At 41.0% G+C, this 13,181-nt stretch carries 13 protein-coding genes; 5 read left to right on the top strand and 8 right to left on the bottom strand.

The features are described from left to right. Positions 1 to 302: 302 nt before the first annotated feature. Positions 303 to 809, bottom strand: a complete 507-nt coding sequence (locus tag ACWXWT_RS17490) for a glycine cleavage system protein R (protein ID WP_456042856.1) — start codon at positions 807 to 809, stop codon at positions 303 to 305. A gap of 619 nt (positions 810 to 1,428) precedes the next feature. On the opposite strand from ACWXWT_RS17490, the gene ACWXWT_RS17485 reads away from it, so the two are divergent. Next, on the top strand, positions 1,429 to 2,049 hold the full coding sequence (locus ACWXWT_RS17485; RefSeq protein ID WP_456042855.1) for an acetate uptake transporter: 621 nt from the start codon (positions 1,429 to 1,431) through the stop codon (positions 2,047 to 2,049). Positions 2,050 to 2,194: 145 nt separating this feature from the next. Here ACWXWT_RS17485 and ACWXWT_RS17480 read toward each other — a convergent pair whose 3' ends face one another. Together ACWXWT_RS17480 and ACWXWT_RS17475 are read right to left on the bottom strand one after the other, a co-directional pair. Further along, entirely contained in the window at positions 2,195 to 2,713 is a 519-nt protein-coding gene (locus ACWXWT_RS17480) for a hypothetical protein (protein ID WP_456042854.1), read from the bottom strand. A 2-nt stretch (positions 2,714 to 2,715) separates the two neighbouring features. Beyond that, entirely contained in the window at positions 2,716 to 3,513 is a 798-nt protein-coding gene (locus ACWXWT_RS17475; RefSeq protein WP_456042853.1) for a winged helix-turn-helix domain-containing protein, read from the bottom strand. 471 nt (positions 3,514 to 3,984) lie between these two features. Here ACWXWT_RS17475 and ACWXWT_RS17470 point away from each other — a divergent pair, with 471 nt between their 5' ends. Together ACWXWT_RS17470 and ACWXWT_RS17465 are read left to right on the top strand one after the other, a co-directional pair. Beyond that, positions 3,985 to 4,806, top strand: coding sequence for a cytochrome C (locus ACWXWT_RS17470; RefSeq protein WP_456042852.1), 822 nt, complete (start codon positions 3,985 to 3,987; stop codon positions 4,804 to 4,806). Between the two features lie 10 nt (positions 4,807 to 4,816). Further along, the gene (locus ACWXWT_RS17465; protein ID WP_456042851.1) at positions 4,817 to 5,380 is read left to right on the top strand and encodes a hypothetical protein; all 564 of its coding nucleotides are present in this window, start codon (positions 4,817 to 4,819) and stop codon (positions 5,378 to 5,380) included. A 216-nt stretch (positions 5,381 to 5,596) separates the two neighbouring features. Here ACWXWT_RS17465 and ACWXWT_RS17460 read toward each other — a convergent pair whose 3' ends face one another. After that, positions 5,597 to 7,690 (bottom strand): prolyl oligopeptidase family serine peptidase, encoded by a 2,094-nt coding sequence (locus ACWXWT_RS17460; protein ID WP_456042850.1) that lies wholly within the window; start codon positions 7,688 to 7,690, stop codon positions 5,597 to 5,599. Positions 7,691 to 7,907: 217 nt separating this feature from the next. Between ACWXWT_RS17460 and ACWXWT_RS17455 the strand changes: the two genes are divergently transcribed. Next, complete coding sequence (locus ACWXWT_RS17455) at positions 7,908 to 8,186, top strand: peptidylprolyl isomerase (protein ID WP_011639051.1); 279 nt, start codon at positions 7,908 to 7,910, stop codon at positions 8,184 to 8,186. A gap of 209 nt (positions 8,187 to 8,395) precedes the next feature. On the opposite strand, the gene ACWXWT_RS17450 is transcribed toward ACWXWT_RS17455, so the two are convergent. The 4 genes from ACWXWT_RS17450 to ACWXWT_RS17435 form a co-directional block, all read right to left on the bottom strand. Continuing rightward, positions 8,396 to 9,628 (bottom strand): OprD family outer membrane porin, encoded by a 1,233-nt coding sequence (locus ACWXWT_RS17450; RefSeq protein ID WP_456042849.1) that lies wholly within the window; start codon positions 9,626 to 9,628, stop codon positions 8,396 to 8,398. A 62-nt stretch (positions 9,629 to 9,690) separates the two neighbouring features. Next, positions 9,691 to 10,047 carry a cytochrome c3 family protein gene (locus ACWXWT_RS17445; protein ID WP_456042848.1) on the bottom strand — a complete coding sequence of 119 codons (357 nt, stop codon included), beginning with the start codon at positions 10,045 to 10,047 and terminating at the stop codon, positions 9,691 to 9,693. A 67-nt stretch (positions 10,048 to 10,114) separates the two neighbouring features. Further along, positions 10,115 to 11,791, bottom strand: coding sequence for an FAD-binding protein (locus ACWXWT_RS17440; protein WP_456042847.1), 1,677 nt, complete (start codon positions 11,789 to 11,791; stop codon positions 10,115 to 10,117). Positions 11,792 to 12,300: 509 nt separating this feature from the next. Next, a complete protein-coding gene (locus ACWXWT_RS17435; RefSeq protein WP_456042846.1) occupies positions 12,301 to 12,480 on the bottom strand; it encodes a hypothetical protein in 180 nt (59 codons plus the stop codon). 323 nt (positions 12,481 to 12,803) lie between these two features. Between ACWXWT_RS17435 and ACWXWT_RS17430 the strand changes: the two genes are divergently transcribed. Next, complete coding sequence (locus tag ACWXWT_RS17430; RefSeq protein WP_456042845.1) at positions 12,804 to 13,055, top strand: DUF2999 family protein; 252 nt, start codon at positions 12,804 to 12,806, stop codon at positions 13,053 to 13,055. The last annotated feature ends 126 nt before the right edge of the window (positions 13,056 to 13,181 follow it).

Below are 13,181 nucleotides of genomic sequence, written 5' to 3'. Positions count from 1 at the left end.
TTACTCTACCTCCAGCATCTGACCGCCATGGATGGTGGGAATGTCTTATTTTTTATGGAAAAAATAGACCATGCCGTCGTATTTTGAAAGCATCTAACGAAGCATAAAGGACTTTGAAACCCGCCAGAATGGCGTCTCTCAGGTATTCCACTTCTGTGTTACATCAATTTAAAAGGCAACAACCATTTCTACATCAATGAGCCTTGAATTGAAAAACCTGAGAGACTCTGAACTGACCAGATATTTAATGAGATTGGTATTATGTACGGTCTACCACTAATTGACTCATTAAACTTAACTTTTTATTCAATCACTTCGATACGGATATTATCGCTTAACGTTTCCAGTTGAGAAACTAGCAACGCTACAGTTACATTTTCTGGCAGCCTCAATGTCAGTTTGGCGCTATAGACCGTTTTGCCCAAACTGGTAACTTGCACCCGATAGCATTCTTGATGATCAACGCTCACTTCAAGCTCTGCTAAGATGCGATTCATATCGTGAGTTAAACCTGAGCGATCATTGCAATCTAAGGTCAGTTTGCATTCGGCAGATAGATGGATAGCTTCATGTTCATATTCAGCATAGACAAAAGTGAGTTGTGAAAATTGCTGCTGTAATGCTTGTTTTAACGCAGTTTCTTTATCAACATCAATCATCACTCGCATCATTGCAACAAACTGCCCATCCAGCTTAATCACTTTACTCGTTTCCCATTTAGCGCCCATTTCACGGCTAACTTGTGCCAGTGATTGCAGCAAATTAGGCTTTAATGTGCCTAATACCGTCGTGATAAACTTATGTTGCATATAACCTCCGATGAAAATAAACCATTACAATCTAGGCTTATTTGATATGGATTGAGTTAACACCTAATAACAGACTATCCATCACGTTTAGGCGCGTCTGTGCCCTAGGACACAATTCAAATAAATGCTTAAATCCTCCAAGTTAAAGGCCGTTGTTAAGTTAAAGCCGACTAACTCATAATTAATTAGCTAAAAATATTATTTTTGTGAACAACAACAAACTTGCAGGCCAAGTTATTGCTTGCATCACAAATTGAGACTCATCAGCCACGGCTTAACAAAGGTTGTAAGGTTCAGATTAATGCGATTTCAGGAGTGCGTCACACTAATACTAACAACGCTGGTGACATCACGTTCTTCGCAAAGGCTTTCGTATCTGTTTGAATTTAAATAACTAATTATTTTTATATCTATTCCCTAATCCATACTGCAAATAAACAAAGTGTTAAGCTATTGTTTTAAAGGTTAATTATAATATTTGCGGCTCATATTTAAGCCCCATTGTTGCTTATTGCTACCAGTAGGCGCTTTCTCTAAAATGCGCGCCTTGCTCACAAGAGCAAAATCCACATTCGGCAACCTTATGTTAGCCGTTACACCTTTCCATTAGGGGAACACGATGTCTACAAAATTAGCAAATCCTGCACCGTTAGGATTAATGGGCTTTGGCATGACCACCATTTTGCTCAATATCCACAATGCAGGCTATTTTCCAATTGATTCGATGATCCTTGCGATGGGGATTTTTTACGGCGGTATTGGCCAAGTGATTGTTGGCATGATGTGCTTTATGCGTGGCGACACTTTCGGCACTACCGCGTTTACTTCATACGGATTATTTTGGCTAACCTTAGTGGGTCTTATCTTAATGCCAAACATGGGCGTAGCCGCCAGTCCGGCACACTTTATGGGGTGGTATTTAACGCTTTGGGGTACATTTACTGCCTTCATGTTTGTGGGATCATTACGTTACCCTCGGGCAAAACAAGTTGTATTTGGTTCATTAACCGTCTTGTTTTTCTTATTGGCCGCACGTGACTTTACTGATAATGCACTGCTTGGCACCATCGCGGGCTTTGAAGGTATTTTTTGCGGAGCAAGTGCCATTTACTTTGCTATGGCCCAAGTGCTTAACGCTGAATATGGCCGCACAATTTTGCCGGTTGGAGAGTTAACGCAAGTAAAAAATAGCCTTCAACCTGAAACTGAACCAGTCATCTTGCGCTCCGTTAACGCATAAAAAATTACTTATCAATACGTTATAATTACCCTGAGGTGTGACGTCGTCAATAAGTAATAGTGCCTCGGGGAAAACCTATAAGCACGATGCTTATGGTATGGTTAAAGGTCGATGCAATGCATCGACCTTTTTTTGTTAGTACTCATTAATGCACTAAGCGACATCCACACACGGTATTGCTCGGTTGAAACAACACTACCGCATAGTCTTTGGTTTCATCGCGATCCAACACTTGGACACTTAATGAATGCATGCCATTTTTATTTAAGTTTAGCCCACTGATATACGATAAATATGAATAATGCACAGGTGGCACTTGATTTTTTTGGCCCGAGTATTCTTGTTTAGTTGTCACCGATATATCAAACATTTGCCGCTCGGCATCTACTTTATTCACCTTGCCGGCCATCGCTAACGTCCCAGCTGAATTTCCTTCTAAATTATAATAACGATAATTAATTTGTGCTAAGCCATCTTTAGATACCAAGTCGACAAGTAAGTAATGATCACGATCAGTCGAACCAACTTCATGATTAAACAGCTCTGAACTGCAACTCAACATAAAATCAGGTGTTTTTGATGTCAGCGAATAAATGGCCCCAACACAAGCGAACAAGCATACCAAAATCACAATATTGATTGCCCATAACCCTTTTCTGGTCATTTTTAACCTCTCCTAGCTCGATTAGATAGCGTGAGGCGACTATTTGAGGTACTGCAAATATTCAATTGCTCAAGCCATAGCGGGTTAATAAATTGCTTTGGTTGGCGTAAGTCACTAATTTTTAAATTACGAATCATGGATTGGCCAAAATGATCACCTCGAAGGGTAACGTTTAATACTTGCTTGTCATGTGATAACGACAAAAATGCTCTATTCCATATTGTTTCTGAGCAGTTTAATAAACTTTGGGTTAATTGTTGCCCCTGATCTATCAGTAACTCATTATTGGTTTTTGAGGATGAATATAAAATCACATCCACTTGCTGACCAGAATGTAACGTCACCGTTTCTAAACTCAATGGGAGAGTGGTGTTGTCAGGGTAGTTAACGTGATTAAACCACCATAAACTCGCCAGTGATATGCCAACAAGCGAAAAGATGACGAGAAAGGCTTGTATTGGCCCGATAAACAAACGTTGCCATTTATTGTTATTTTCTTTACGTACTCGGTGATGCCTTAACAAGTAACCCTGTCCCTTAACGGTTTCGATAAGGGTTTCATATTGTGGTCCAAGAAATGAGCGTAAGGTAAAAATAGCCCTAGCCACTGATGCTGAACTTAAATGTGACTCGTCTTCATGCCCTGACTCTAATAATGGTTTAGCAACGACTTTCCCCTGATACTCAACCAATAATGTCAGCACATGTAACTCTGCTCGAGGAAGATGCCACACCACACCAGTGTTTTGGTTAATCAACTCCCCTTTGCCTATATCGAACCTGCAATGCCCCAATTGCATTTTGACCGCCTCAATAAATGACTCAAACTTCGACACGTTAAAGTGTATGCATAAAATCTGATGAATACTGTGATCCTGATATCTAAGCGCTTTATTCCTTAACAAAAGTAAGTGTTTAAATTTACAATCTCATAAATGCGTGAACAAGATCACGTGATTTCATGATTTTAAATTCGCACTGCACGAGTATAAATGTCCATAAATACACCAAATAATGAGTTATTCATCACAAATATTATTGGTTTTAGTCAGATTGGCCATGGCTAAACCAGTGCCATCACCTTAAAACACCTCCTTTTTGATCCACTATTTTTATCTGCTTTGAATCACATCTTTAACCGCTCCATTGATTATTGTTAAGCCATCACGTTGTTGGAACTTTTTATCCAGCAACGAATACCAAAAACAAGCCTAGCCCAACCAGGCATTAGCGCTTACATACAAGAAATGATGACACAGAGGGTAATGATCATGAGCATAAATAGACGCCAAGCATTGACACAAATAATTGGATTAAGCACGGCAGCAGCTGGGGCGACACTGATGGGGACATCAGCATTTGCAGCCACTGACGCTAACGGTAACTATCGCTTAGAGCTAGGAGAAAAATTAAAATATGTACCTATTGATGCAATGGCAACCGCCAAGCTAGCCTATGAAACAGGCGGTGGCTGTATGCATCAAGTTTTCCATGCCATTATTACTATGCTTGCAGCATCTACCAGTGCCGATGCCAGTAAATTTGCGACGATTCCAACAGCATTGGCAGGCTATGGCTGGGCTGGTGTTGTCGGGCAAGGAACATTATGCGGTAACCTTAATGCCGCAGGTATGTTAATTAATTTTCTTGATGATATTAATAACCAAAACAGCGCCATTATTGGGGCGTCGTTCCGCTACTATGAAAATACTGATTTACCATTATCATCCGCAGAGTTCATCGCTGGTATTGGCTCTACGGCAGAAAAATCATTAGAAGTAGGCACCACCTCTATCGCTAATAGCCCGTTATGTCATTCATCCATCAGTAATTGGTCTGCAGCATCTGGTAAAGAATTTGCCCTTAAAGGCGAACGCTGCAAACGTCTATCTGCCAGTATGGCTCATTATATTGTCGAACTACTCAACCGTGCTTATAACGGTGAAGATATTTCTGTTTTATCAGAAGCTAAACCGTCGGCTGAAGCACAAGCATGTCAATCATGTCATGGTGTGAGCCAAACTATGGGCTCAGCTGCCAGTGTTAAAAGTGATATGGAATGCACGACTTGCCACACTGGGCATTACAATTAAGGAGCGCATCATGAAGATCAAATATCTTAGCGCCATATTAGCCAGTTCATTGCTAATCTTTGGTTGTAACAATGACAACGATGATGATGTTGTCACCGAGCCACCTGTGGTTGTTGTTCCCCCTGTTGTAGTGCCTCCCGTCGAGCCACCAGCAACAAGTGATGGTGTGAATATTGATGAAGCTAGCAGTGTAATAGTTAAACTCAAAACATTTGATACCACCACTGGTGCGTTATCATTCACACTCGCCAACACTGAAGGCAAAGCCCTCACGCAGGCGACTAATTACCGTATTATTTATTTTGGTTTCCCTGATCCGGAAAATGCCTCAAAAAAACCTAAGGCGTGGAAGCGATGGCATGTGACCCAAAGCTATCAATGCGACATCTCAACAAGCGATGAGTGCTCTGGCACACTAGAAGAAACCGATACAAAAGGGACATACACATTCAATGTCAACGACCTAGACTTGCAAAGTCAAACGTCAGATGATGCTGAAATGATTTATAAGGTGGCAGTTCAAATTAATGGCACACTTGCCAGCAATGACATTGAGCTGGGCAGTGTAAATTGATAAACATTTAGCCTCCCCCAGCTAATGGAGTAAATGAACCATTTGCCTTCATTAAGCTTAGGCTATTTAGCCGCAGTGTTGCACTGCGGCTTTTTTATCATTACCTACAACGGGGGCGTAGCACTGACCCCTTTTGTATTTAACACTGACAACTAATACCAATCCCATTAAATATCTGGTCAGTTCACATATTTAATAGGATTGGTATAACTTGATTTAACGAAGTTGTTGCATCAAGTATGCGTAAACCATTGAGCTTAATTCAGCGGCTTGAGTGTTGTCTGCAGCACCAGCATGGCCACCTTCAATGTTTTCGTAATACAACACATCAATACCCATGTCTTTCATTTTGGCTACCATTTTACGTGCATGTGCAGGGTGAACACGGTCATCACGTGTTGAGGTAGTAAAAAACACTTTAGGGTAGTTAACCCCTGACGTTAAATTATGATATGGCGAGTAAGTTTTAATGTATGCCCATTCTTCGGCAATATCAGGATTACCGTATTCGCCCATCCAACTGGCGCCAGCCAATAATTGGTTGTAGCGCTTCATGTCCAACAAAGGCACTTGGCACACTACGGCGTTATATAATTCAGGGCGGCGAGTAAATGCCGCGCCCATTAATAAACCACCATTACTACCACCTTGAATACCAAGATGTTTACTTGACGTAATTTTACGGGCAATTAAGTCTTCTGCAATGGCTTCAAAGTCTTCATACGCTTTATGACGATGTTGCTTTAGCGCTGCTTGATGCCAAGCGGGGCCGTACTCTCCACCACCACGAATGTTAGCAAGTACATAAACACCGCCCTGCTCTAACCAGTTTTTACCTATAGTGGCCGAATAGGCTGGCAAAAGAGAAATTTCAAAACCGCCATAACCGTAGAGTAATGTAGGGTTACTACTATCAAGTTTGATATCTTTAGCCATCACCACAAAATAAGGCACTTTAGTGCCATCTTTTGACTTAACAAAATACTGTTGGGTAATGAATTTATCGGCTGAAAACTGCTGCGGCATCGCTTTAATTTTATCGGTTTTTAAACTTGCGCCATTTAAGCGATATAAACTGGCGGGTTCTAAAAAGCTGGTGTAATTAACAAAAAAATCATCACTATCACGCTCAACATCAAACACACTTAAACTGCCATTGGCATCAAATGGCACCGGCATACTTTGCCACTCGCCTTTGTCGTTTTGCATGTAACGTACGAGTTTACTTTTTACATCATCAAGCCAAGTCACAAAAATGGCATTCTGACTAAATGACACTTGCGAAATAGAAGCGTGCGCCGTTGGCGATACCAACTCACTAAACTCCGGCTTTTGCGCAATCAGCTTATCAACAGGGGTATAGATTATGGCACCTTGTTTAAAAGTACCTTTTGGTGTGACTAAATCGCTTTTGAGTTCGATATAGAGTTGCCCCTTAAAATAACCTTTTAAATCGGCATCTTCAGGAATAGGCAGCGACACTAGCTTGCTATCTTGATAAACATAATGTTTAGCGGTGTAAAAGGTTAAACTTTCTGTGACAATATTTAGCGGAGTTTTATCATCAAACATCACATAGCCCGACACAGCAACAGATGTTTTATCTCCTCTAAACACTAATTTTGCCGCAGACAAAGGGGTACCGCGTTTCCATAACTTAACCACACTCGGATATCCTGAATCCGTCATACTTTGCGCATCACCAAAATCTGTACCAACCAGCACGGTATCTTTGTCAATCCAGCTTAGTATTGATTTAGCTTCAGCTAGGGCAAATGGCTTTTGAGTGCTATCGACAAAGGATTTAGTGGTTAAATCAAATTCACGCACTTCAGCCGCATCGGCACCACCGCGAGACAATGATACAAGGCAGCGCTCGTTCTGAGGGTATTGACACTTAATCCCCTTAAATACCCAGTTCACATTTTCTGCTTTGCCGAGGGCGTCGATATCAAGCACGGTTTCCCATTTAGGTTCTGCCTTAGCATATTCCGCTAACGTTGTGCGGCGATAAATACCGCGTTCGTGGGTTTCATCTTTCCAAAAATTATATAAATGATCGCCAATACGAGAAGCGTAAGGAATACGGGCTTTATTGTTTAAAATATCAAGGCTGTTGGCCACTAACCTGTCAAAGCCTTTGTATGCTTTTATATGGGTAGCAGAAACAGCATTTTGTTGCTTAACCCACGCCATCTGCTTGGCACCTTCAACATCTTCTAACCAAATAAATTTATCTTCTTCTGCATGAACAGGTATTGCCATAGTCATCGCACTCGCTATACATAAGGGTATGATTCGATTAAGCATTAAAAAATTCCTTTTATTATTTTGCTTGCGGTATTTTACTCGCATGTACCTACTTTATAGGATTTACAATCGATAAGGAAAAGAAGTTGAAACCAGCCTTGTCCGGTCGCTGAGTAAATTATTACTAGATTAGCATGCCAATTTTGACAACGAAGCAGGTATAATGTTGCGCTAAACATTGCGCTACCCATTCAAACACATAAACACAGGCACCAACATGGCCAAAACCGCTGCTGCATTACACATTTTAGTTAAACACCAAACTCAAGCTGAGGACATTATCAAGCAGTTGAATAATGGTGCTAAATTTGATGTGTTAGCCAAAAAACATTCTAGCTGTCCTTCAGCCAAAAGTGGTGGTAATTTGGGAGAGTTTAAAAAGGGTCAAATGGTGCCACCATTCGACAAAGTATGTTTCAACGGCGAGTTAATTACCCCTCATTTAGTCAAAACAAAATTTGGTTGGCATGTCGTTAAAGTGCTTTACCGGACGTAGATGACACATCGATATCGTACAGCTTAATGGCTTCTCTCAAACCCAGTAACGTTAACCGATAACGTCCTGATCATTCGAGTTTTTTTGAGTCGGGTTGACTGCGGTATTTTATCAAACGGATGGCAAAAAAAAAGCCTAAAAAATGTTTTTAGGCTTTCCGAAAAAAGTCAAGTTGGTATGGGGAGCGACCAACATGACATTAGCTCACGCTAGATACTGAAATCGTACTTAACATAGAAACGAGTATCGTTAAGGTCTTCGCCGTTGTCATAATCAACAATGGCGTGACGAGCACGAACACTCAAACCTTTTAGTACATTATCTAGTTGATAGTTTACAGAAAAATCAGTTTCGGTAAAATCACCACCGCTTGTAGTAGGTGCATCAAACTGCCCATGGAATACATAAGCACTTAAGCCTTTAACACCAGCGTTACCAAAATCATAGTCAAGTTTAAATGCTTTAACTGTTTCATCAGCACGTGCAGACTGATTCACTTGCATGATAACAATTTTGTCATCACCCCAAGGAGTTAGCATGCCGTCATCACCGGTTTTAGCATAGGTAAAACTTAAGTTTGCTCCAGCTAACTTAGCACCAGCTGTTGCACCATACTGCTCTGTATCGCGCTCGCCACCAGTTTCATCACCAGCAGACTCTTGCGACCAATAAGTAGGTGCAAAGTAAAGATTTGTAGCACCAACATCTGTAGACATGTTCACCTTGAAGAAGGTTTGATTAAACACATCATCCATGCGGTAATGCCACAAGTCGACTTTTACTTTGACTGAATCATAAGGGATGTTATAAGTGGCACCAGCAGCATAAACAGGATTATCAGCAATCTCTGTAACTAGGCCTGCACGCGCTAATTCACTTTGAACCGCATCGCTTACTGTAACGAAGTTTTGATCAGCCCAGCCCATAGAATCTGTAATATAAAGTGCAGATAGAGTTAGATTATCAACACTGTTATTGACTGCAGAAAAACCACGGAATGTTCTAGGGATACCGCGAATATCATGCGGGTTCATCATTGGAGTGCGAAGTTCTTGTGCACCCAACTTGAAATTTGTATCCCAACGTTCAGCTTGTACATAGTACTCTTGCATACGGTTCACGTTGCCATGATCTGGACGAGCCAGAATACCGTAAACACCTTCAGAGTCATCCACCCAAAGATGGTTTGCAGACGCAAAGCTAGCACCAAAAGAGATACCATTTACAGTAGCCGTTTTATAGTAAAATAAGCCACCGATTGATGTGTCGTGATTGGTGTTTGTTGCACCATCAAAGTCACGAGTAAAATCAAAAAGGCGTAACTGAGCTCTCATACTACCTTCAGAGAACATGTTATCTATCGTTGTATCAGCCAAAGTTGGTGCAGAGGCAGCAGCCAAACATGCAGCAACCAAAGGTAATAATTTTGTCTTCATCTTCATCTTTTTCATCCTAGTTAATTCTGACTTTTGTAGTCGAGATATTAAATTGCTCAATTGCCGGCTTATGGAACAACAAAGTCAAAACGTAGGTGGCAGCTGCCACAGTAGTTTTCTGACTTCTGATGCACTTTGTGACAATTAGTGCAGTCTGTTTCAGTGCCAAAGTGGCGATTTTCATGTGGGTTTGTAGGTTTCACATTTTTTGTTTTAGCCGCTAGCTTTTCAGTGTTGTGGCATTTCACACATTTAGACATAGTGACAGGTTCGCGTGTTTCAGCTTTACCGTGGCAACTAGTACATTTTAGTCCTTGAGTCGCATGTGTTTGATCCAATAAAGGGGCGCTTTTTGCCATTGCACCGCTTGCGAAAAAGCTCAAAGCAAGACCAAGCATGATGTTGCGAAGTGTTAATTTCTTCATTGTCTTATTCCATTATTCGTTGGGAAGGGTGCCAAACGTCAGGCATCCAATTAAATGTCATTACGTCTTATAGCTTGGCTACGTATTTACCCGCTAAATAGCCAAACGTGTAGCAACGTCCTAGTGACAATCCGAATACAGTCAGTGGGTAATCAACACCACCATAGAAACCGCCGCCTAAGTTACCGATAACGAATAAGCCGCCAATTTTGTTGCCATCTGCATCAAGTGCTTGATGGTTCTTATCGACTAGCATTCCTGAACAAAGGGTTGAGATACGCATACGGCGATGAATACCGTAAAAAGGTGCTTTCACAACTGGAAGCATTTTTGATGAAGGCTTACCAAAATCATCATCTTTACCTGTTTTGCATAGCTCGTTATAGCGTTTAACATTGGCAACGAAAGTTTTAGGATCACACTCAAGTTTTACAGCTAGCTCTTCTAAGGTATTAGCTGAATATGTATTTGTTTGTGATGCATATACATTGACCTTAGGAGATGGATCTTCTGGCATGTAGATTTTCATTTCTTCAGGTGAATAAAGCTTACCTGGCCAGTTTGCTGCTTGTTCCATGTAGTTCGAATCGAAGACTTGAGAGTAATGACCCGCGTTTTCTTCATCACGTAAGTAGTTGTTCATTAACGACATAGCAACAGTTTCATTGACGAAACGATTACCTTTGCGGTTAACTGCAAGGAATGGCATATCACACATTGAAGCAGGACCTGCGTCAAAATCGTGTAGCATTTTGGTATGACCGATAGGCTCGATTACGCCACCAGCCCAGTAAGCCATAGAGAAACCGTCACCAGTACGATCCATTTGCTTACGTTCAAAGTTTTTCAAATCAGGAATGAAGAAGTTACACATTGCTTCGTTATTCTGGTAATCACCAGAAGACAAAATCACGCCTTTTTTGGCCATGTACTTGTGGTACTTGCCATCACGATCTTTGGCAATCACACCGATAACTTTGCCTGATTCGTCTTGAACTAACTGCTGTGCAGGCATGTTGAAGAAGAATTTAACACCCGCTTTTTCAGCTACTTTAGCTAAATCACGCATGCCGTCACCCGTGGTGTATGGCTTAGGACCACAATATGAGGTAACAAAATTAAGTTTATGCTCAGTAACACCATGAATACCATGCTGTACTTTGGTGCCTTGGTTTACAATTTGAGCGCCACCTTTTTTAGCACGATCAATAACCCAAGAAACCGCTTCGCCAGAGTTATATGCCCACTCTCTTACTAGCTCAGGGTGACAACGGTGAGCACTGTCGCTCATTAAACGGCTAACCATTGCTTCAACTGCAGCCTTATCGCTGTTTGCCAAATCAATACCAGAACCCGTGTTACCTTGAGAAACCACAATGGCTTGCTTTTGCAATACAGCAACTTTAGCGCCATTCTCTGCAGCAGATAACGCAGCAGGAACACCAGAAGCACCGGCACCAACAACAACAACATCAAAAGTTTGGGTGGATACGATCAATCTGTCAGAAATCGGTTTTGGCTTAGGCATGAATTCAAGCGTTGCACCACCATCAGAACTCTTAGCTAAGTTGTTACAGCCTTCACTTGTTGCAGCTGAAGCCATTCCGCCACTTAGGCCTGTAAATGCAACTGCCCCTGTACCCATCGCAGCACGGGTTAAGAAGCTTCGTCGTGAAATACCATTTTGCAGGACATTTGCAGTGTATTGATCAATTTTCGGTTTCTTTGAATCATTATTATTCATTTTCATACTCCTTTTGCCCTCACGGTTCACAATGGATACAACATCACCAACATCGATATTGAACCCGCTCAAAACCGTACAGAGCTACTGTGTTCTACTTGCATCAGAAAGTAGGGTTCGCTCAGAAAGTGGGGAGGAGCCGTAATATAACAGTGGCTAGATTTTAACCTCCCCCTTCGATACATCAAATGTATGATATATAACGTTTGGCGGAAAGGACGAGTTGTTACATTTATGCGATAGCTCTCAAAAAAATGTTATTTGTGACTTTTTTAAGTGAATAAAATGTAATGTGCTAATATTCACAAACGAGATCTAACTCTCAGAAAATGGTTATCTGTATGTTAGACAGAAGAGAAAAGCGAAATACATTTTATCGCTTATATTTCAGTAGATAACGGTTATATAGAAGTCGCTAAACAAGGAAGGGATTTGCAGTGTAAATGATATTTTTTAGGGACAAATTGTCTTGGTTCTTGCTGGATAAAATGGCTTAAAGTTGCTACATTTTATTTACATTTATAGATGTTATGGCATCTGCGGACAACATAAACCACAATAGTTAAACGGTCATTTACGGCGTTTAATCGACAGCTCGCCATCACGAATTGAATATCATCGACACCATCAGAAAATGTATTCCAAAAACTTCGAGAGCCAAACTCACGGACTAAATTGACATTTTTCATATTTCCTCGTTATACATTTGCAATTAGTCCCCCATCAAACTTACTTAATTAAATCGACAACGGAATGACAATTAACAGCTAAGTGGATATCGAGCCCGGTATTGGCTCACAAAATCTTCCCCACCATAAAATAACCCAAATATCGCGTCACAAAGTACTGCACCTTGTTTGTAATTACGCTTGATATTTTACCGACTGATTCGAGCTATTAACTTGAGTTCAGAATCGCTAAGTTACCAATAGCCCATTGCCCCAAAAAGGACAAAATGTGATAAAATCATCGACTAATCAATCTCAGCCTTCAACATAAACAAGGTAACGCAATGAATCCCATTATCGCCATTTTAAAAGAACACAATATCAGTGACGCGCAAATTAACGAGCTATTTCAAACGTTAACTGAAAACCCATTTGCAGCAATGGCGACGATTAGTCAATTAGGGATCCCTGCAGACAAATTACAACAATTAATGGGCATGGTTATGCAAAACCCTAGCTTAATCAAAGAAGCGGTTGTTGAGCTTGGCTTAGATTTTTCTAAAGTTGAAGCAGCAAAAGCACAATTACAGCAGTAATACCAATCCTATTAAATATGTGATCTTTCAGCGGGAGTTCAAAGTGCTGTAGGCAAGGCAGATGATTGAAGCGAATAGTGATTCTCGGTAACAAGCTCCTGCGTTACTCTACCTCCAGCATCTGAC

The organism is Shewanella sp. A22 (genome assembly GCF_053850585.1).
This window is presented reverse-complemented; position numbering and strand designations above follow the sequence as displayed.